Origin of the sequence: Prodigiosinella aquatilis (assembly GCA_030388725.1) — a bacterium.
In the GTDB taxonomy this organism is placed as follows: Bacteria; Pseudomonadota; Gammaproteobacteria; order Enterobacterales; family Enterobacteriaceae; genus Prodigiosinella; species Prodigiosinella aquatilis.
Genome location: CP128857.1, coordinates 4,377,399 through 4,396,967 on the forward strand (window position 1 = coordinate 4,377,399; position 19,569 = coordinate 4,396,967).

Here is a 19,569-nt window from a genome sequence, read left to right on the forward strand (position 1 = left end):
TCCGCAACCGGTTTTAGTTGATCTGCTACGCGATCTTTGGCGCAGATCACATCCAAAGAGTGCTGGAGGGAAAAAGTATTAACGCGTCACAGCATTCACACCGGTCAGGTATCCGGTTTTTAACCGATCGGTGTCGGGTCAATAGCCAGCCATAGTTGAAGGAAACGCGGCAACACAAGAAGAACAGAAACGGGGGAAATGACAAAAAAGAAAGGCGCCGCAGCGCCCTGGAGGAGGATTACATCACCAGCGATGCGTCGATTTTTACCACAGCTTTACGTACATGGGCGGGGGCGCCGACGGCACACAGCGGCTTATGCACTTCACCTGGGAAGAACACCACAAAATCACCGGATTGCATAACAAACTGCTTTTCCTGTTCACCGGCTGGCAAAAACGCGATGTCTTTATCCGCCAGCCAGTCCACATCTGGCTTACCCGCAGGCAAGTTACTGAAGGTCATTCCTTCAGTACCATTCAGAATGATCTGGATATCAAGATATTTACCATGGTATTCCGCCCGGCGATTTTCCAGCACATCGGTACTGTCATTCGAAACCAGGACAAACACCTTGTTGCCATCAATGTCGTGTTTGCCAAGCGGTGTATCAGCATTGATATGTTGTTTCACATACTCAATAGCTTCACGCAATTCCAATGGCAGATAAGGAACCAGTTCAAGATGATGGATATTGCCGGTAATCATGGTCATTCCTCTGTAAAATAAAACGATACTTTACGGCATTTATACTCCTCCTCTGTTTCAGCCGCCAGCCGACCACAGCCAAAAAGTGACGAGACTGCCATTTTAATTTCAGACACAAACCACGCCGCCCAGCATTGGCGAGCTCACCGATCGCAACCGATTGCCATGCACGAAAAATCGCGTTTTCCGCTTGAATTAGCATTCCCTGCGCGTATAATTTCGACCAATTTGCCGGGAGGGGACATGTTTAACGCTGCTGTTTTTGTGGGTCATCAACCGCAACTGCCATCCGGCAGCCAGCCTGCGTTTTTCCTTCCGTTGCCTTACCGATTGTTGAAAAAAGCCCCTCGTTGAGGGGTTTTTTTGCCTGTCGCAGGCGGCAAAAATTTCTGTTTACCATGCCTAACTGTGGGGAGAATAACCAAATGGTCAATCCGCTTTATAAAAGACACATCATCTCGATTAATGATCTCAGCCGGGACGATCTGGAACTGACGCTGAAAGTGGCAGCCAGCCTGAAAGCCAACCCGCAACCGGAGCTGTTAAAACATAAAGTGATTGCCAGTTGCTTCTTTGAAGCATCAACCCGCACCCGCCTGTCATTTGAAACTGCCATGCACCGTTTAGGCGCGTCCGTGGTCGGCTTCGCCGACAGCAGCAATACCTCGTTAGGCAAAAAAGGGGAAACGCTGGCGGATACCATTTCGGTCATCAGTAACTACGTGGATGCCATTGTGATGCGTCATCCGCAAGAGGGCGCCGCGCGGCTGGCAAGTCAGTTTTCCAACGGCATACCGGTACTCAACGCGGGCGACGGTGCCAATCAGCACCCGTCTCAGACCCTGCTCGACCTGTTCACCATTCAAGAAACCCAGGGCCGTCTGAACGGTATCAATATCGCCATGGTCGGTGACCTGAAATACGGGCGCACCGTGCATTCACTGACTCAGGCGCTGGCCAAATTTGATGGCAACCGTTTCTACTTCATCGCCCCTGGAGCACTCGCAATGCCGGACTACATCCTGCAGATGCTGGAAGAAAAAAATATCGCCTACAGCCTGCATGACAGCATTGAAGAAGTCGTGCCACAAGTGGATATTCTTTACATGACCCGAGTGCAGAAAGAGCGGCTGGATCCGTCTGAATATATCAACATCAAATCACAGTTCATTCTGCGCGCGACCGACCTCGCCAATGCCCGCGATAACCTGAAAGTGCTGCATCCGCTGCCGCGCATTGACGAAATCACCACCGATGTTGACAGTACCCCTTACGCCCATTATTTCCAGCAGACCGGTAATGGTATCTATGCGCGCCAAGCTCTGTTGGCATTGGTTTTAAACAGCGAACTGGTTCTGTAAAGGAGGAGCACAATAATGACTCATGATAATAAATTACAGGTAGAAGCCATCAAACGCGGCACGGTGATCGACCATATTCCGGCTCAGGTCGGCTTCAAACTGCTGACGCTGTTTAAATTGACCGCCACCGATCAGCGTATCACCATCGGCCTCAACCTGCCGTCCAACGAGTTGGGACGCAAAGATCTGATCAAGATCGAGAATATTTTCCTTACTGAAGAACAGGCCGACCAGTTGGCAATATACGCGCCACAAGCGACCGTCAACCAGATCGACAATTACGATGTGGTGCGTAAGTTACATCCACAACTTCCGGATCATATTGATGGTGTACTGACCTGCCCCAACAGCAACTGTATCAGTCGCAGCGAACCGGTCAGTTCTTCATTCAGTGTGAAACAGCACAGTGACGGTGATGTACAGTTGAAATGCAAATACTGTGAGAAGGAATTCGAACGTCAGGCGGTACTGAACAGCCATTAAGTTAGCGAGCAAGCAATACCAGAAATATCAGAAAGGTATTGCTTTGCCTGACGGCTCACGAGGTAGAATGGCTTGGTACCAGGCTTTTTGGAAAAAAGCGTTCGCGCTCATTCAGACTTAATCAGGAGAAAATATGTCACGCATTATCAGTACGGAACAGGCTCCGGCAGCGATTGGCCCTTACGTTCAGGGTGTTGACCTCGGCAGCATGATATTCACATCCGGTCAGATTCCGGTAGACCCGAAAACCGGTCTGGTATCCGACGACATATCCGCGCAAGCGCGTCAATCACTGGAAAACGTCAAGGCGATTGTGGAAGCTGCCGATCTGAAAGTGTCTGATATCGTTAAAACCACCGTATTTGTAAAAGATCTTAACGATTTCGCCACGGTTAACGCCACCTATGAGGCCTTCTTTACTGAACATAATGCGCCGTTCCCGGCCCGTTCCTGTGTAGAAGTCGCTCGTCTGCCAAAAGACGTGAAAATAGAGATAGAAGCCATCGCTGTGCGTGGCTAAATTTGTCTCGCATCTCAGGGGCAGCGGCACTCCTCGCGCGTTCCAACCCCGCCCAATCCTTCCCCTTCACAAGGGGAAGGCAGCCGTTCCCCGGTTACATGGCGATGTCACGCGTTCCCCAGTCAAGTCGAAAGTCGAATAACACTAAATTCGGGTAGGCTCATCCCGACAAACATCAGCTCATCCTTATTCGGTGCACTCATTACCCTCTTCGCACTATCAGCGCCGGATATTCCCACCAGACAACACCACTATGGCGCAGTGATCGCCGTACCGGCACCAATCAGGTGCAAAAAAACCCTGTCCCCAGCGATAAGTACGTCATTTGCCACGCTGGCATGCTTTCTGCATTTCGGTTGTATCTTCATCAAGCGTGATGCCAGGGGATGACAATGATAAAAATAACGCTTCCAACCGCGCCTTACTACGATGAGATGCTCACCGCAGAAGGCACACAACGCCAGCAATACGACGCTTACTGGCAATGGCTGCAACAAACCGACCAACAGGCCATCAAGCAGAAAAAGGAGCAGGCAGAACTGCTGTTTCATCGGGTCGGCATTACGTTCAATGTCTATGGTGAAGAGGGCGGAACCGAGCGCCTGATTCCTTTCGACAGCGTCCCGCGCATTATTCCCGCCCATGAATGGCGCATGCTCGATCTTGGCATCCGCCAGCGGGTCAAAGCGCTCAACGCCTTTCTGTACGATATCTATCACCAGCAGCATATTCTCAAGGCGGGTATTATTCCTGCCGAGCAAGTGTTGGCTAACGATCAATACCAACCCTGCATGCAGGGCGTGGATTTGCACAACAACATCTATGCCCATATCACCGGTATCGACATGGTGCGCAACAGCGACGGCCATTATTACGTGCTGGAAGATAATCTGCGCACGCCGTCCGGGGTATCTTACATGCTGGAAAACCGCAAGATGATGATGCGCTTGTATCCGGATCTGTTTGCCAGGCAACACATCGCGCCGGTAGAGCGTTATCCCAGCTATCTGTTACAAACCCTGCGTGAAAGCACGCCGGTGGACGATCCGACCGTCGTGGTGATGACACCGGGGCGTTTTAACAGCGCCTATTTTGAACACAGTTTTCTGGCCCAGCAGATGGGCGTTGAACTGGTAGAGAGCGCCGATCTGTTCGTGAAAGAAGGTGCCGTTTATATGCGCACCACCGAAGGCCCTTGTCAGGTGGATGTCATCTACCGCCGCATCGACGATGACTTCCTCGACCCGTTGGCATTCCGCACCGATTCAATGCTCGGCGTGCCGGGTTTGCTGTCGGTGTATCGCACCGGTGGCGTGGTGCTGGCCAATGCCATCGGCACCGGCGTGGCTGATGACAAATCCATCTATCCGTATGTACCGGAGATGATCCGTTTTTACCTATCCGAAGAACCGATTCTGGGCAATATTCCCACCTGGCAGTGCCGCAACACTGAAGATTTACACTATGTACTCGATAATCTGGCCAGCATGGTGGTGAAGGAAGTTCATGGCGCTGGCGGTTACGGCATGCTGGTTGGTCCCTGTGCCACACATCAGCAAATAGAAGACTTCCGGCTACGGTTGCTGGCCAACCCGCACCACTACATTGCTCAGGAAACGTTGGCGCTTTCCACCTGCCCCACTTTTGTAGATGAAGGACTGGCTCCGCGCCATATCGACCTGCGGCCATTCGCGCTCTCCGGCGAGGAGATCCGGCTGATCCCCGGCGGGTTGACTCGTGTCGCACTGACGGAAGGCTCGCTGGTGGTGAACTCCTCACAGGGTGGTGGCACCAAAGATACCTGGGTCATGGAGGAGGACGAATCATGCTAAGCCGCACAGCCAGTGAACTGTATTGGATGGCCCGTTATCTGGAGCGAGCCGAGAGTTTCGCCCGCGTACTGGATGTGACTTACAAGCTATCCATGATGCCGCGCCACAGCCAGCAGCAACGCGATCTGGCGTTACCGCTGAATCTGACCTATACCCATGAGCTGTTTCAGCAGCATTACACCCGGTTTTCCATGGATAATCTGTTGAACTTTTTTGCTCTCGACAGCCATAACCCCAGCAGCATTTACAGTTGCATCGAAATGGCCTGGAACAACGCCCACGCGGTGCGCGGTAGCCTGTCATCTGAAGTGTGGGAATGCATTAACACCACCCGCATTGATATTCGCCATTTGCGTCATCAGGGCGTGGATAAAATCGGCATAGACGCCTTCTTTGACTGGGTGAAAGAGCGTGCCCACTTATTCCGCGGCGCCATGTTTGGCACATTACTGCGTAACGACGCACAGTGCTTTATCCGTCTCGGTACACTGATTGAACGTGCTTATGCCACCGCGCAACTGCTCAGCATCAAAGATCAGCAATTGAATAACGATCCCGATCCGGTACGGGAATATTACCGGTTGGATACGCTGCTGAGGGCCGTGAGCGCTCGTGAAGCCTACAACAGCATTTATCGCCAGCCGGTCAGCCGGGAAACCGTGACCGAACTACTGGTACTGCGTAACGACGTGCCGCGATCGTTGCGAGCCTGCGTCAGCGATCTGGTTCAACAGTTGGAAGCCATCGGCAGTGAACGCGCCCGGGTTCCCCAACGCCTTGCCCACCAGTTAAACGTAGCGCTGCGTTTCAGCACACTGGACGACATCATGGCGGAAGATCTGCAAACTTACCTGAATAATTTTCTCAGTAATATCAACGAGCTGGCGGACAGTATTCGTCATACCTATCTGGAGGCGTTATGAAGCTTACCATCAATCACCTGACCCACTATCGCTATGATGAAGAAGTGAAGTTCAGCACCCAGTACCTACGTCTGACTCCGCAGAATACCGCCTGTCAGCAGATAAAGGAGTGGAAACTGACACTACCCGCCTCCGCTGTCGCTACCACCGATGCCTATGGCAACGTGCTACATGTACTGACACTCGATCATCCACACCATGACATCACGATTCATGCTCAAGGTGTCGTGGAAATCGCCGATAGCAGAGAAGAGGCCTACGCTAGCGGAGAAACGGATTCGCTCTCGCCATTGGTATTCCTGCGCACCACGCCACTGACGGAGGCCAACGGCACTATCCGTGCGTTTGCACAGCGTTACTTTCGCCCACAGGCGGCGGAAGAAAGCCTGCATCAACTGATGGCGGAATTACAGTTGAAAATGCCGTATACTCCTGGCGCCACGCAGGTGCATGACACCGCGGCAAGCGCCTTTGCCATGCAAAAAGGGGTCTGTCAGGATCATACCCATGTTTTTCTGGCCTGCTGTCGCAGCCTGCATATTCCCGCCCGCTATGTGAGCGGTTATGTATACAGTCAGGATACGCAACACGTGGCGATGCACGCCTGGGCAGAAGTGTGGTTGAATGAACGCTGGCACAGCTTTGATATCACCAATAACACCTGCCAGCTCCATCAGCATCTGCGGCTGGCCATTGGTATGGATTATCTGGATGCCTGCCCGGTACGCGGTACACGACTTGGCGGCGGTTATGAAGAGATGTTTTCCGAAGCTGAGGTCCGGCTGTTTGAGCGACAGCAACAGGTACAGCAGCAATAGTCATCGTTAACGAAAAGGTACTCTATGACCTACTGTGTGGCCATGCATCTGTCGGACGGTTTGGTATTTGCATCAGATTCTCGCACTAATGCGGGTGTTGATCACATCGCGACATTCAAGAAACTTCATGTTTTTCATAATGAAAATGAACGTGTGCTGGTGATTCAATGCGCAGGCAATCTGGCCACGACACAGAGTATCCTCAGCTTGCTTCATGTTCGTATCCAGACACAACATACGCCGAACCTGATGCAGGTCGCTTCCCTCTATGATGCCGCCATGCTGGTGGGGGAAACCATACGTGAAGTAATCCACCGTGATAGCCAGTCCCAGCAAAGTGGCAGCACCACCAATTTTGGTTGTAACCTGTTACTGGGCGGGCAGATTGGCGATGAGCAACCGCGCCTGTTCCATATCTATCCGGAAGGCAACTTTATTGAGTCCACCCACGACACACCCTATTTTCAGATTGGCGAAAGCAAATATGGCAAACCGATTATCGACCGGGTGCTGCGTGTCGACACACCACTAGAGCAAGCGATGTGCTGCGCACTGATTTCCATTGATTCCACCCTGCGCAGCAATTTGTCGGTGGGTATGCCGCTAGACGTGATGATTTACCGGAACGGCAGCTTTAACATTGGAGAACAACAACGCATTACGGAAAATGATCCTTACTTTGCGTCCATCCGCAAAGCCTGGTCGGAAGGATTACAAGACACCTTCCGCCAGTTGCCGCCGTTTCCGCATCAGCGCAATTGATATCGCGCCCAACGTAGTCTTACTGACTGGCGGTCATCACGTCCTGTAGCCAACCACAACGCATTTCCGGCACCGCCACCAGCAATTGCCGGGTGTAGTCATCCAACGGTGGTGCCAGGGTTTCGACAACCGGCCCCTGACGGATAATGCGTCCGTGACGCAACACCGCCACGCTGTCCGCCACTTCCCGTACCACATGCAGATCGTGGGTGATGAACAGGTAGGATACGCCGGTTTCTTGCTGAATCTGACGCAACAGTGCCAGCACATCACGCGCCACCAGCGGATCCAGCGCCGACGTGGGTTCATCGCAGATAATCAATTCCGGCTGGGCGGCCAGCGCCCGAGCAATGCACACCCGCTGCTTCTGTCCACCGGACAGCGACGTCGGGTAGCGTGCCGCCAGTTCAGTTGTTAGCCCGACCTGATGTAATAAATCCCGTACGCGTTCACCCCGCTGTGCCGTGGAAAAGTCGCTCAGGCACACCATCGCCCGTTCAATTTGTGTTCCCACCGGCAGACGCGGGTTTAAAGCAGTGTCTGGATGCTGATGAATCATCTGTATCGACCGCAACTGCTGACGGGTACGCTGTGCCAACTTCGGTGACAAGCGTTCCTCTTTCAGGTGGATCTCCCCGGCACTCGGTGACAATAAACCACAAACTGTACGCCCAAGAGTTGATTTACCCGACCCGGACTCACCGATAACCGCCAGCGTACGGCCACGCGTCAGTTGCAGAGAAACAGCTTCCAACACCGGTTGCTGCTGATAATGGGCACTGATACCTCGGATATCCAACAACACATCATTCAGCGGTGGCAGTGGGATTTTCTGCTCACTTTTAGCTTGCAATAACTGGCGGGTATAGTCTTCGGTGGGATGTGCCAATAACTGCGCGGTTGTCGCGGTTTCCACCTGACGACCATGACGCAGCACCATGATCCGATGACTGATCTGCGCCACAACAGCCAGATCATGACTGATATAAAGCGCCGCGACACCGGTCAGTCGAATGATGTCGTCAATCGCTTTCAGCACGCCAAGCTGGGTGGTGACATCCAGCGCGGTGGTCGGTTCATCGAAAATAATCAGATCCGGTCCGGCACACATCGCCATCGCGATCATCGCCCGCTGTAGCTGACCACCGGAAACCTGATGCGGATAACGTTGAAAAAACACCGCCGGCTCAGGCAGCGACAACTGACTAAACAGTGTCAACGCCTGTACCGTCGCCTGTTGGCGTGACATCACGCCATGACGTACCGCCGCCTCAATCACCTGTTCGCCAATTTTGCGCGCCGGGTTAAACGCAGCACTGGCCGACTGCGCTACATAGGCGATGCGCTGACCACGCACCTTACGCAGTTGGCGTTCGGAAAGTGTCGCCAGATCGGTATCCTGAAACCAGATTTTCCCCTGTCGGATACGCATTCCATAACGGCAATGACCGAGGATCGCCTGCCCGATAGTGGACTTGCCCGCACCCGATTCCCCAATCAATCCCAGCACTTCACCCTTCTTCAGCGTGAACGAGATATCCTCCACCAGCGTACAATCCCCGGCGATCACCTGAAGCTGTTCCACGCGCAATAACTCAGCCATTTTTGCCTCCATGCCAATTACGGCCATCACGGCTTAACAGCCAGTCCGCCACTACGTTCAGTGATACCGCCAGCAGGGCAATCGCCGCACCGGGTACCAGTGACGCCCACACGCCAAACAGGATGCCATCTTTATTATCCCGCGCCAGACCGCCCCAGTCTGCCGTCGGTGGCTGAATGCCCATGCCCAGAAACGATAGCGCCGACAGAAACAGCAAAATGAAGATAAAACGCAGGGCAAACTCCGCCACCAGCGTAGTCAAGGCGTTAGGCAGAATTTCGCGCCACAGAATCCAGCGCATTGATTCGCCACGCATCCGCGCGACCTCGATAAACTCCTGCGTGGCAATATCCACCGCCAGAGAACGCGACACTCGTAACACGCGAGTCGCCTCCAGCACACCCAGTACCAGAATGATGATAGCGGTATCTTTCGGTAACATCGCCAACACCACCAACGCAAAAATCAAGGTGGGAATCGCCATCAGCACATCATTCACGCGGGAAATCAACTGATCAACCCAGCCGCCACAAACGCCGGCCAGAAAACCCAGCGATGTCCCGAGCAGAAACGCCAGCGCCGCCGCCAGCGCCGTCACGGACAGCGAGGTGCGGGTACCCCAGATAAGACGGGAAAACAGATCGCGCCCCAGATTATCCGTGCCCATCCAGGCATTCCCCATCGGTCCCAACCAAGCGCCGCCAATAATCTTATCGGCCGGATATGGGGCAATCCAGGGGGCCAGTAGCGCGACACAGATAAAGATGCCCAGCGCCAGGAGGCCGAGCACCACGGAAGGTTTCAAAGGAGGCATTCGGTATTATCCATTACGGTCGATATAACTCTTGTTTGCCGTGTTACGGCCCACGATACAAGGTGAGATTTACTGTCGAGCATGACGTAAACGCGGGTTCGCTATCAACGCCACCACATCCGCCAACAGATTAAGCAAGATATAAATCGCGGCCAGCACCAGCGCACAGCTTTGAATGACCGGCACATCGCGCTTACTGATACTGTCCACCATGTACTGCCCCAGCCCTGGATACACAAACACATTTTCGACAATCACTACGCCGACCATCAGGTAAGCCAGGTTTAGCACGATAACGTTAATGATTGGCCCCCAGGCATTGGGCAGCACGTGACGCAGTAGAATACCGGAAGGCGAGATCCCTTTCAGCAATGCGGTATCAACATACGCCGCATTTTGCGCATTGATCAGCGCCGCACGGGTCATGTTGCTCATATGCCCCAGCACCGCCAGTACCAGCGTAAAACAGGGCAAGGCAATGGCCGTCAGCCGTGACGACAAGGACATATCGTCGCTAATACTGCTATTGCTCGGTAACCAGGACAGCATGATGGAAAAAATCAGTATCAGCAGATAACCGGAGAAAAACTCCGGCAACGCCACCGCCGTACGGGTGAACATACTCAGGAGTTGATCCAGCCAACTGTCCTGATAACGCACGGAAAGAAAGCCAATCAGCAATGCCAGCGGCACAGCGATGGCGGCAGTACAACCGGCCAGAAACAGTGTATTCCCCAGACGATAGGCCAGCACTGGCGCAATACTTTGGCGGCTGGTAAAACTGTGGCCAAAGTCACCACTGACGACGCCGCCCAACCAGGAGAGATAACGCGAGATCGCAGGTTGATCCAATCCCAGTTGCAGATTCAGCGCTTTCACGGCTTGCGGCGTGGCGGTCTGCCCCAAAATGGCGGTAGCGGCGTTGCCTGGCAACAGTTGAATGCCAGCAAAAATCAGCATCGATACCACCGCAAGCATCACCACCCCCGCCAGCAGACGACGGCCAATCATCGTCAGCAGCGGGAAACGGGTTCCTAATCGATTTCGTACTGTCACGTTGCTCTTACCTATACTCAGGCCAGCCACACTTTTTCTGCTGCGCGATTGCCGCTCAGCGGGAAGCCCGGAATAGCCGTCAGTCCTTGCACTTTATTGCTACAGGCATCAAGCGCATCCGCATACAGCGGGATGATTTCGCTGCCTTTTTCCACCAGCATCACCTGGATATCGTGATACATCTGGCGACGCTTATCTTCATTCAGTTCACCACGCGCGGACGCTACCAGTTGGTCAAATGCCGCGTTCTTCCAGGCCGATTCATTCCACGGTGCCTGGCTAGTGAACACCAGCGACAGCAAAGCATCCGCCGTCGGGCGCATCGACCAGTTGGAAGACACAAAAGGTTTCTTCATCCAGACATTGTCCCAGAACGCATCATCCGGCACACGTTCCACCTGTAATGGAATACCCGCGCGCTGTGCGGAAGCCTGGTACAACTGCCCGGCATCTACCGCGCCGGGGAAACCGGCATCTGCCACCGACAACACCAACGGGCCACTGAAACCGGCTTTCTGCCAATGCCATTTGGCTTTTTCCGGGTCATATGGACGCTGCGGAATATCTTTGGCGAAATAACGATTGGATGGAAAAATCGGGTTATCGTTGGCGACGCTGGCATAACCGCCTAATACGGTATCAATCATCTGTTGCCGATCGATGGCATATTTCAGCGCCAGACGACCATCCAGCGAAGTGAACGGTGCCACATTGCCCAAACCGGGGAAAGTGAAAATCTGACTGTCACGGGAACGCAACAGTTTCAGGTTCGGCATGTGTTCAATACGACTTACGATGCGAGGATTCACGCGGTTGACTATATGCGCCGAACCACTCACCAACGCGGCGACGCGGGCGGTGGAGTCGTTCATCGCCAGCGTTTCCACCGAATCAACATGGCCGCGTTCGCTGTTCCAGTAATTCGGGTTACGTTTCACCAGGGTGCGGACACCCGGCTGGAAGCTTTCCAGAATAAAGGCGCCCGTCCCGATCCCTTTATCAAAAGATTCATTTTCCGGTGTGATGGCAAAATGGACATCACTCAGCAGAGAGACAAATTCCACGTTGGGTTCATTCAAGAGGATGGTGACTTCGTGGCTGTCAGTGGCTTCCATCGATGTTACCGGTGTCAGATAGCCTTTCACAGACGAACTGGATTTTTCACCACGATGATGGTTCAGGGAATAAATAACGTCTTTTGCCGTCAGTGTCCGGCCATCATGGAACTGTACACCTTTACGCAATGTGAGGATCCAGCGACGGCCGCCATCGGCATTGGACCAGGACTCGGCCAGCGATGGCGTGAGTTCACCTTTTTCATTCAGCTCCACCAGGTTGTTAAACAACTGGGAACCGACAAAATACATATAAGTTTCAAACCAGAAGGCCGGATCGAGGCGGTCAGTGCTGGAGGCATTATCTACGCCAACGATCAGATGACCGCCTTTCTTCGGCTTATCATTGGATGGTGCAGCAACCGCATAGCCCAGTGGCCAACCCGCCATCGCAGCAGTAACGGAAACGGCGCAGGCGCCTTTGATAAAATGACGACGATTCATGGTGTTGTGTTTCCTTTATTATCCCATCCTGGTGGGATGTCTGTTTATTATATTTATACGTCAGGTGATGACATTCAGCGCGGCAGCGACTGCGCCAGACGAGCGATGTGTTCTGGCCCGATGCCACAGCAGCCCCCAACCAGCGTCGCTCCCTGGGCAACCCACTCGGTCGCCCATTGCAGGTAGCCTTCCGGGTGCGTATCGACACGCAGGCGGCTTAATCCTTCATTGGCGCCACGGTGATTATCTTCCGGTTCAAACGCATTAGCATACACACCAATACCGATAGTGGATTGCTGTTGGCGTAGCGCCGTACTGGCTTGAGCGACTGCCGGAGCCATCACTTCCGGACGGCTGCAATTGAACAGTAAATTGGCGGCGCCCAGTTTAATGGCGGTTTCTGCCGCTGCGGTAACGGTTTCACCAGAACGCAATCGGGCATGGCCTTGCTCGTCAAGGTCATCCTGCAAGGTGAAAGAAATCCACAATTCACGCTGATCATCCCCCAACAGTTCACGCACCAGCGCCACTTCCGCCAGCGAACTCTGGGTTTCAGCCAGCCATACGTCAATATAAGGGGTCAGCGCGTCGATCAATACCCGCAAGATTGGCGTCGCCGCTTCGGCATCAAACAAATCCGGACGGTAAGATCCCAATACCGGCGGCAATGAACCGGCAACCCGCACCGGGTGTGGGGCGGCATCGGCGGCCTGACGAGCCAGTTGTCCCGCCAGCGCGGCCAGTTCGTGACCTCGGGCCTGAAAAACCGCGTCACCGATATGAAAAGGCACGACAGCATAGCTATTAGTGGTGATGACCTGTGCACCGGCGGCGATAAAGCTGTCATGTACCTGACGCACATGCTGTGGTGATTCCATCAGCGCCAGCGCCGACCACTCCGGTTGACGAAACGGCGCACCGATACGGGCCAGTTCACGCCCCATTCCACCATCCAGAATCAGTACGTTTTCTGCCATCGTCATTTTCCTTAGTAAATGAACCTGAAAAAGATATCCCGCCACCTTACAAAAAATACATCTGGATGTCTAGATGCCTTGATAGCCAAAGATGTGACATGCTGTAATCCCTTACCCATCAGGGATATCCAGCGCCAAACGCCACTTCGCCTACTATTTGTACAAGACTGCATTATCTACTACATCTGCTTTTCTTTGCTCTACATCAATTAAGCAGCAATAAAAGCGTGAACATTACTACGCATATTCAATATATAGTGTCTATCCTATTAACAGAGCCCATATATAGTGTTTATCCACAAAAGCATCCACAGACCCTTAATACCTTTTGCTAGCGGCAGTTCTCGCCTGTGGATAACATGAATAGAGGAAAAAAACGTGAAACCAGTAGTGATTAAACGGGATGGTTGCCAGGTTCCCTTTGATGAAAACCGTATCAGAGAAGCGGTGGAACGTGCAGCCCACGCCGCCGGTGTGAATGATGCGGATTACTGTGCAACCGTCGCCTGTGCAGTCGCTCAACAAATGCAGGGAAAAGCCAAGGTTGAGATTGGTGAAATCCAGAACGTGGTGGAAAACCTGTTGATGTCAGGTAACTACAAACAGCTGGCCCGTACCTATATCGAATACCGTCATGACCGTGATGTCGCACGTGAACGACAGGGGCGACTAAATCAGGAAATCCGTGGTTTGGTCGAGCAAAGCAACGTCGCACTGCTCAACGAAAATGCCAATAAAGACAGTAAGGTGATCCCGACCCAACGCGATCTGCTAGCCGGAATTGTCGCCAAACACTACGCCAAACAGCACATTCTACCGCGTGACGTCGTGCTGGCGCACGAACGCGGTGAAATTCACTATCACGATCTGGATTATTCGCCGTTCTTCCCCATGTTCAACTGCATGCTGATCGATCTGAACGGTATGCTGACCAAAGGCTTCAAAATGGGGAATGCGGAGATCGAGCCGCCTAAATCAATTTCTACCGCTACTGCCGTCACGGCGCAAATCATCGCCCAGGTCGCCAGCCACATCTATGGTGGCACTACTATTAACCGTATTGATGAAATACTGGCGCCATTTGTCACCTCCAGCCATAAAAAACATCAGGATGTTGCCAAAGCGTGGAATATTCCCAACGCCGAAGAGTATGCCCGCAACCGGACGGAAAAAGAGTGCTACGACGCGTTCCAGTCACTGGAATACGAGGTCAATACCTTACATACCGCCAATGGCCAGACTCCGTTTGTTACCTTCGGTTTCGGGCTGGGCACCAGTTGGCAATCCCGGCTGATTCAGCAATCCATTCTGCGCAACCGTATCGCCGGTCTGGGTAAAAACCGCAAAACCGCCGTGTTCCCGAAACTGGTGTTTGCCATCCGTAAAGGGCTCAATCATAAGCCGGGCGACCCAAATTATGATGTCAAACAACTGGCGCTGGAGTGTGCCAGCAAACGTATGTACCCGGATATTCTGAATTACGATCAGGTTGTGGAAGTCACCGGCTCGTTCAAAACCCCGATGGGCTGTCGCAGCTTCCTCGGCGTATATGAAGAAAATGGCCAGCAAATCCACGACGGCCGTAACAACCTCGGTGTTATCAGCCTTAATCTGCCGCGTATCGCACTGGAAGCCCACCGGGATGAAGCCCGTTTCTGGCAGCTGCTTGACCAACGTTTGCTGCTGGCGAAGAAAGCCCTGATGACCCGCATCGCCCGACTGGAAAATGTCAAGGCACGGGTTGCACCGATCCTGTATATGGAAGGTGCTTGCGGCGTACGCCTGAAAGCGGACGACAACATCGCCGATATCTTCAAAAATGGCCGAGCCTCCATCTCGCTGGGCTACATTGGGGTGCATGAAACCATCAATGCCCTGTTCGGCAATGAAGTTCATGTGTTCGACAACGATATGCTGCGAGAAAAAGCCGTGGCTATCGTTGCCCGTCTGAAAGCCGCCACCGACAGTTGGAAAGAAGAAACCGGCTATGGTTTTAGTCTGTACAGTACACCAAGCGAAAACCTGTGCGACCGCTTCTGCCGTCTGGATACCGCTGAATTTGGCGTTGTGCCCGGCGTTACCGACAAAGGCTACTACACCAATAGCTTCCATCTGGATGTGGAAAAGAAGGTTAACCCTTACGAAAAAATCGACTTTGAAGCGCCTTATCCGCCGCTGACGAATGGTGGTTTCATCTGTTACGGTGAATATCCTAATCTGCAACACAATCTGAAAGCGTTGGAGGATGTGTGGGATTACAGTTATACCCACGTGCCTTATTACGGAACCAACACGCCAATTGATGAATGCTACGAGTGTGGTTACACCGGCGAGTTTGAGTGTACCAGCAAGGGTTTCACCTGCCCGAAATGTGGTAACCACGACCCTGCACGCGTCTCGGTAATCCGTCGGGTATGCGGCTATCTGGGCAGCCCGGATGCCCGACCGTTTAACGCCGGCAAGCAGGAAGAAGTCAAACGCCGGGTGAAACATCTGAACAATGGGCAGTTGGGTTAACGGGAGTTAATTATCTCAGTGGCCGGGCGCACCATCGACCGACCACACCCCGGACACCACATCCCCGCGCAAACGGGGATCCATGCCGCGTCTCCATATCCGGCTCCGATGGATCCCTGTTCGCACTGGCATGAAAACAGACACAACACATCCACTCATGGCCGTGATATAGCGGCCCTTTATACGGTACAACGTCGTGAACTATCACCAGTATTACCCCGTTGATGTAGTCAATGGTCCCGGTACACGCTGTACACTGTTTGTTGCCGGATGTGAGCACCAATGCCCCGGCTGCTACAATAAAAGCACCTGGCGATTGAACTCCGGGAATCCGTTCACCCAGGAAATACAGGACCGCATTATCGCCGACCTACAGGATACCGCCATCCCCCGTCAAGGCATTTCCCTTTCAGGTGGCGACCCGCTGCATCCACAGAACGTGCCAGCCATTCTGCAACTGGTACAACGTATCCGGGCCGAATGTCCAGGTAAAGATATCTGGGTGTGGACCGGTTATGTACTGGCAGAACTGACGCCAGAACAGCGTCAGGTAGTCGATTTAATCAACGTGCTGGTGGATGGCAAATTTGTACAGGATTTAAAAGACCCATCACTTATCTGGCGCGGCAGCAGCAATCAGGTGATCCATCATCTGCGTTAAGCCATTATGGTTGGGCCAATCGCTGCAACTGTTGTGACGTCAATACCGATACGCTTTCGGATTCTGGCGGCGAAAAAGCCTGATTCAGCAATGCCTGAGCCACGGTTTTTCCTTCAATTGCCCGCCAGCTCGCAGGCAGGTACTTGAACAGCGGGGCTGAGAGTGACTCCAACCAGCGCCGTTGTGGTCGTAGTCCCAGCAACATTGAAGGACGCGCCAGCGTTAAACGCGGCCAATCTTGCTGCATCAAGGCCTGTTCAGTTTCACCTTTTACTCGCGAATAGAAAAATGGCGATGACAGGTCAGCACTCATTGCGCTGACTGCCAGTAGATGGCGGGCGCCCAATCGCCGCGCAACACCGGCGCATTCCACTACCAATGAATAATCCACTGCGCGAAACGCCTGCCGACTGCCAGCCTGTTTACGGGTAGTGCCCAGACAACAAAAGGCGATATCCACCGGCTCCGTCAGTTGGGAAAGCGCCATCGGCAAATTAACCGCATATGGATTCACCACCTTTACAGTGGGCGATAAAGGATGACGGGTCGGTGCATAAATCACCTCGACACGCGCATCCATCATCAATAAGCGCAGCAGTTCACTACCAACCAGCCCTGTTGCGCCAAGCAGCAAAATCCGACTCATACAACTCCATTAACCAGAAACTAATGTGGTAGGGCCATTTCGGGCCGTTGCCAAAGATGCTTTTTCCCAAAGCCCAGTGCGTTGTCAGTCATTTTCATTTCGTTTAGCGACAATTTCCAAACAGGTGCATTACTTCCACGAGAAATAGGGAACCGCGTATTGTAGCGACTACGTGCATCAGCGCCTTCCTGACCTTCTAACAAGGCTATTTCCCCTAAAAATTGTACACCTTTAATCAGCAGTACACTCTTGGGTTGGCCATTAACCGTACCCGCCACCCGAGGATGCCTCAGCATCATTTCGCCGTGTCTGGTATTCGTTTCCGTCATCAGATAAAACGCTACCTGACGTTCATCAAACGTATAAAAACAGTTGGCGCACCACAAATCATCACCACTGCCGACACACAACGTCAACACATGCAGTTTTTTAAGATAACGAGAAATCACTCCCAGAATATTGTCTGCTTCCACAGTCCCTCCCCGGCTCAACAACATCAGTCCACTGTTAGTGCTACGGTAATCAGTATTGCGATCGGAACTGCACATCATGCCACTTTCTGAACGAAATAAAGACAGTCAAAATAAATTAACGTGCTCCATAACTGATAAAGAATGGGAAATACGGTAACTATTTGTTACAAAAATAAGGTTATTGTCTCAGCGGGGGTACAGGAGAACCACATAATACTGTCTGAGGATGCGGTTTATCCCCGCGGGTGCGGGGAACACGCAGGGAATGGAAATTCCGGCGCCTGATGATAATCGGGAACATAAACTTTGGCTTTGAGAGCTCGCGCATAGCGTGATGTCAGTCCGCGATAGGCTTTCACCCCGCCATGCAGAGCGCCCATCAGCCACTTCTTGTGGTATCTCTGCCATTGTCGGCACGCCGCCAAGCGCCGTCGGCGTCGAGGCCTAGAAGCCCTCCCCCGAGCGCCATTTCCCGAGGCAGACCCGCCAACAGGCCGAAAACGCCATCGACAGATTCAACAACCCGATCAGACGGAATTCATCACTAGGCTTACAGAGTCCCGTTGCCTTCGATCTCTGGTTTGAAATAACCAGTCCTACAAATGATCGTCTCGATCAAGAGGCCATCAGGTCATGCGTAATTTGAGTATAATTTCCCAGGCAGCGCGGTGCTTAGCCAAAAAAAGGCTGGCAATGACTTTCTCGTGTTTGAAAGTGCTGAACGTTTGCCTCATCCACGTGCAACAAGCGAAAGGGTTTCGGGAATCGCATCAAACGCTTCCTCCACTCTGCGGATGAGCATGTCACGGCCACCATGCCCTCGGATGCCTTGCGCTCCCGCTCCTCGACCGGCAACCCAATTGCTGGCGCCGCAGCGCCACGCGCCAAGCACGAATTCGCCGAGCATGCGGAAACGGACATCCTCCCGGCCGTCTGTGCCGATTTTGTCTCCGAGAACGTCGATCAGCTGTCTTTGTGCTCGCAGCGAGGCAAGCTCCGAGTGGTCGTACAGAACGGAACTGCCTGCGTAAGCTACAATCCTTCTCGTCTGGAGGAAACGCCTGTCCCAATCCGCGTCCATCGAGCGGAGCGACGTCAGGAGTGCCTCCCTCAGGAAGGCGAGAAGGTGCCCCTGCACGTCGCGGTCGCGGACCTCATCAATATAAGCCTCCCAGAACTCGGCTTCGGTTGCTATGGCGACGTCCTCTTTAGAAGAGAAGTAACGAAAGAAAGTTCTCTTCGAGACGTCTACGTGATCGACCAGTTCATCGAGAGTCGTCGCGGCAAAGCCTTTCTCGATAAAAAGCTCAAGAGCAGTGTCGGCGAGCGCACGCCGGGTGCGAAGTTTCTTTCGTTCCCGAAGTGGCAGCCGTCGATTGTCTGGGGTGCTGGCGCTAGGTTCCATGCCGCATATTAATCATATCGCGGCTGAAGCGCAACTGCGCCCAATCACAAATAGCCACTAATTGACAAATTACACTTAGTGGCACATTATTTCATAATGTTTTGTTTCGCCGAGAAAGAAGTCCATGCGTGAAATGCCGGTTATCGACGGAGAAGACGCCCGAGATACTCAGATCCCTTATCGCGTAGCGCTGTTGCTGTTCGCCTCGACGCTCGCGGTGATGGCCGGGTCGGCGATCGCACCGGTCGTGGAACTCATGCGCGGCGACCTCGGGCTCGACGCAACAGCGGCCGGCCTCATTCTCACAATGCACGGGCTTGCTATTGCCATCATCAGCCCACTGGCAGGCAGCGCTGCCATCATCCTGGCGGCTCTGCTTGTTCTGCACAGCGAGACCAGGACAGCCCCAAGCATCGATGAAGGTTGAGTGCTCGGCTCTGATCCCGTTGCATC

General features: G+C 53.2%; 20 protein-coding genes. 10 read left to right on the forward strand and 10 right to left on the reverse strand.

Going from position 1 to position 19,569, the window contains the following annotated elements; all coding sequences use genetic code 11:
* Positions 1-238 precede the first annotated feature (238 nt).
* Positions 239-706, reverse strand: a complete 468-nt coding sequence (locus PCO85_20360; GenBank protein ID WJV53479.1) for a YhcH/YjgK/YiaL family protein — start codon at positions 704-706, stop codon at positions 239-241.
* Between the two features lie 425 nt (positions 707-1,131).
* On the opposite strand from PCO85_20360, the gene pyrB reads away from it, so the two are divergent.
* The 7 genes from pyrB to PCO85_20395 all read left to right on the forward strand — a co-directional run bounded on the left by pyrB (position 1,132) and on the right by PCO85_20395 (position 7,405).
* The gene (pyrB, locus tag PCO85_20365; GenBank protein ID WJV53480.1) at positions 1,132-2,067 is read left to right on the forward strand and encodes an aspartate carbamoyltransferase; all 936 of its coding nucleotides are present in this window, start codon (positions 1,132-1,134) and stop codon (positions 2,065-2,067) included.
* 15 nt (positions 2,068-2,082) lie between these two features.
* Complete coding sequence (gene pyrI / locus PCO85_20370) at positions 2,083-2,550, forward strand: aspartate carbamoyltransferase regulatory subunit (protein WJV53481.1); 468 nt, start codon at positions 2,083-2,085, stop codon at positions 2,548-2,550.
* Positions 2,551-2,683: 133 nt separating this feature from the next.
* Entirely contained in the window at positions 2,684-3,070 is a 387-nt protein-coding gene (ridA, locus tag PCO85_20375; protein WJV53482.1) for a 2-iminobutanoate/2-iminopropanoate deaminase, read from the forward strand.
* 392 nt (positions 3,071-3,462) lie between these two features.
* Positions 3,463-4,902 (forward strand): circularly permuted type 2 ATP-grasp protein, encoded by a 1,440-nt coding sequence (locus PCO85_20380; protein WJV53483.1) that lies wholly within the window; start codon positions 3,463-3,465, stop codon positions 4,900-4,902.
* Complete coding sequence (locus PCO85_20385) at positions 4,896-5,825, forward strand: alpha-E domain-containing protein (protein ID WJV53484.1); 930 nt, start codon at positions 4,896-4,898, stop codon at positions 5,823-5,825. The genes PCO85_20380 and PCO85_20385 overlap by 7 nt, the downstream gene beginning before the upstream one ends.
* The gene (locus PCO85_20390; protein ID WJV53485.1) at positions 5,822-6,643 is read left to right on the forward strand and encodes a transglutaminase family protein; all 822 of its coding nucleotides are present in this window, start codon (positions 5,822-5,824) and stop codon (positions 6,641-6,643) included. The genes PCO85_20385 and PCO85_20390 overlap by 4 nt, the downstream gene beginning before the upstream one ends.
* Positions 6,644-6,667: 24 nt before the next feature.
* A complete protein-coding gene (locus tag PCO85_20395) occupies positions 6,668-7,405 on the forward strand; it encodes a proteasome-type protease (GenBank protein WJV53486.1) in 738 nt (245 codons plus the stop codon).
* A gap of 19 nt (positions 7,406-7,424) precedes the next feature.
* Here PCO85_20395 and PCO85_20400 read toward each other — a convergent pair whose 3' ends face one another.
* The 5 genes from PCO85_20400 to PCO85_20420 all read right to left on the reverse strand — a co-directional run bounded on the left by PCO85_20400 (position 7,425) and on the right by PCO85_20420 (position 13,414).
* Positions 7,425-9,008, reverse strand: coding sequence for an ABC transporter ATP-binding protein (locus tag PCO85_20400; GenBank protein ID WJV53487.1), 1,584 nt, complete (start codon positions 9,006-9,008; stop codon positions 7,425-7,427).
* Positions 9,001-9,822: an ABC transporter permease gene (locus PCO85_20405; protein ID WJV53488.1), complete on the reverse strand. Its 822-nt coding sequence runs from the start codon at positions 9,820-9,822 to the stop codon at positions 9,001-9,003. The genes PCO85_20400 and PCO85_20405 overlap by 8 nt, the downstream gene beginning before the upstream one ends.
* A 69-nt stretch (positions 9,823-9,891) precedes the next feature.
* Entirely contained in the window at positions 9,892-10,833 is a 942-nt protein-coding gene (locus tag PCO85_20410; protein ID WJV56156.1) for an ABC transporter permease, read from the reverse strand.
* A gap of 62 nt (positions 10,834-10,895) precedes the next feature.
* Positions 10,896-12,437: an ABC transporter substrate-binding protein gene (locus tag PCO85_20415; GenBank protein WJV53489.1), complete on the reverse strand. Its 1,542-nt coding sequence runs from the start codon at positions 12,435-12,437 to the stop codon at positions 10,896-10,898.
* A 74-nt stretch (positions 12,438-12,511) separates the two neighbouring features.
* Positions 12,512-13,414 (reverse strand): homocysteine S-methyltransferase family protein, encoded by a 903-nt coding sequence (locus PCO85_20420; protein WJV53490.1) that lies wholly within the window; start codon positions 13,412-13,414, stop codon positions 12,512-12,514.
* A 378-nt stretch (positions 13,415-13,792) separates the two neighbouring features.
* Here PCO85_20420 and nrdD point away from each other — a divergent pair, with 378 nt between their 5' ends.
* Together nrdD and nrdG are read left to right on the forward strand one after the other, a co-directional pair.
* Entirely contained in the window at positions 13,793-15,931 is a 2,139-nt protein-coding gene (gene nrdD, locus PCO85_20425) for an anaerobic ribonucleoside-triphosphate reductase (protein WJV53491.1), read from the forward strand.
* Between the two features lie 196 nt (positions 15,932-16,127).
* Complete coding sequence (gene nrdG, locus PCO85_20430; protein ID WJV53492.1) at positions 16,128-16,592, forward strand: anaerobic ribonucleoside-triphosphate reductase-activating protein; 465 nt, start codon at positions 16,128-16,130, stop codon at positions 16,590-16,592.
* Between the two features lie 4 nt (positions 16,593-16,596).
* Here nrdG and PCO85_20435 read toward each other — a convergent pair whose 3' ends face one another.
* The 4 genes from PCO85_20435 to PCO85_20450 all read right to left on the reverse strand — a co-directional run bounded on the left by PCO85_20435 (position 16,597) and on the right by PCO85_20450 (position 19,116).
* The gene (locus tag PCO85_20435) at positions 16,597-17,238 is read right to left on the reverse strand and encodes a hypothetical protein (protein ID WJV53493.1); all 642 of its coding nucleotides are present in this window, start codon (positions 17,236-17,238) and stop codon (positions 16,597-16,599) included.
* Between the two features lie 20 nt (positions 17,239-17,258).
* Complete coding sequence (locus PCO85_20440; protein WJV56157.1) at positions 17,259-17,711, reverse strand: YhbP family protein; 453 nt, start codon at positions 17,709-17,711, stop codon at positions 17,259-17,261.
* A gap of 233 nt (positions 17,712-17,944) precedes the next feature.
* Positions 17,945-18,091: an alpha/beta hydrolase fold domain-containing protein gene (locus PCO85_20445; protein WJV53494.1), complete on the reverse strand. Its 147-nt coding sequence runs from the start codon at positions 18,089-18,091 to the stop codon at positions 17,945-17,947.
* Positions 18,092-18,441: 350 nt separating this feature from the next.
* On the reverse strand, positions 18,442-19,116 hold the full coding sequence (locus tag PCO85_20450; GenBank protein WJV53495.1) for a TetR/AcrR family transcriptional regulator: 675 nt from the start codon (positions 19,114-19,116) through the stop codon (positions 18,442-18,444).
* Between the two features lie 124 nt (positions 19,117-19,240).
* Here PCO85_20450 and PCO85_20455 point away from each other — a divergent pair, with 124 nt between their 5' ends.
* Positions 19,241-19,543: a hypothetical protein gene (locus PCO85_20455; protein WJV53496.1), complete on the forward strand. Its 303-nt coding sequence runs from the start codon at positions 19,241-19,243 to the stop codon at positions 19,541-19,543.
* Positions 19,544-19,569 lie beyond the last annotated feature (26 nt).

What these genes read in the sequence shown, in the direction of transcription:
- PCO85_20360 (WJV53479.1), bottom strand. Translation starts at nt 706, where the DNA reads ATGATTACCGGCAATATCCATCATCTTGAACTGGTTCCTTATCTGCCA.
- pyrB (WJV53480.1), top strand. Translation starts at nt 1,132, where the DNA reads ATGGTCAATCCGCTTTATAAAAGACACATCATCTCGATTAATGATCTC.
- pyrI (WJV53481.1), top strand. Translation starts at nt 2,083, where the DNA reads ATGACTCATGATAATAAATTACAGGTAGAAGCCATCAAACGCGGCACG.
- ridA (WJV53482.1), top strand. Translation starts at nt 2,684, where the DNA reads ATGTCACGCATTATCAGTACGGAACAGGCTCCGGCAGCGATTGGCCCT.
- PCO85_20380 (WJV53483.1), top strand. Translation starts at nt 3,463, where the DNA reads ATGATAAAAATAACGCTTCCAACCGCGCCTTACTACGATGAGATGCTC.
- PCO85_20385 (WJV53484.1), top strand. Translation starts at nt 4,896, where the DNA reads ATGCTAAGCCGCACAGCCAGTGAACTGTATTGGATGGCCCGTTATCTG.
- PCO85_20390 (WJV53485.1), top strand. Translation starts at nt 5,822, where the DNA reads ATGAAGCTTACCATCAATCACCTGACCCACTATCGCTATGATGAAGAA.
- PCO85_20395 (WJV53486.1), top strand. Translation starts at nt 6,668, where the DNA reads ATGACCTACTGTGTGGCCATGCATCTGTCGGACGGTTTGGTATTTGCA.
- PCO85_20400 (WJV53487.1), bottom strand. Translation starts at nt 9,008, where the DNA reads ATGGCTGAGTTATTGCGCGTGGAACAGCTTCAGGTGATCGCCGGGGAT.
- PCO85_20405 (WJV53488.1), bottom strand. Translation starts at nt 9,822, where the DNA reads ATGCCTCCTTTGAAACCTTCCGTGGTGCTCGGCCTCCTGGCGCTGGGC.
- PCO85_20410 (WJV56156.1), bottom strand. Translation starts at nt 10,833, where the DNA reads ATGATTGGCCGTCGTCTGCTGGCGGGGGTGGTGATGCTTGCGGTGGTA.
- PCO85_20415 (WJV53489.1), bottom strand. Translation starts at nt 12,437, where the DNA reads ATGAATCGTCGTCATTTTATCAAAGGCGCCTGCGCCGTTTCCGTTACT.
- PCO85_20420 (WJV53490.1), bottom strand. Translation starts at nt 13,414, where the DNA reads ATGGCAGAAAACGTACTGATTCTGGATGGTGGAATGGGGCGTGAACTG.
- PCO85_20435 (WJV53493.1), bottom strand. Translation starts at nt 17,238, where the DNA reads ATGAGTCGGATTTTGCTGCTTGGCGCAACAGGGCTGGTTGGTAGTGAA.
- PCO85_20445 (WJV53494.1), bottom strand. Translation starts at nt 18,091, where the DNA reads ATGGGCGCTCTGCATGGCGGGGTGAAAGCCTATCGCGGACTGACATCA.
- PCO85_20450 (WJV53495.1), bottom strand. Translation starts at nt 19,116, where the DNA reads ATGGAACCTAGCGCCAGCACCCCAGACAATCGACGGCTGCCACTTCGG.
- PCO85_20455 (WJV53496.1), top strand. Translation starts at nt 19,241, where the DNA reads ATGCGTGAAATGCCGGTTATCGACGGAGAAGACGCCCGAGATACTCAG.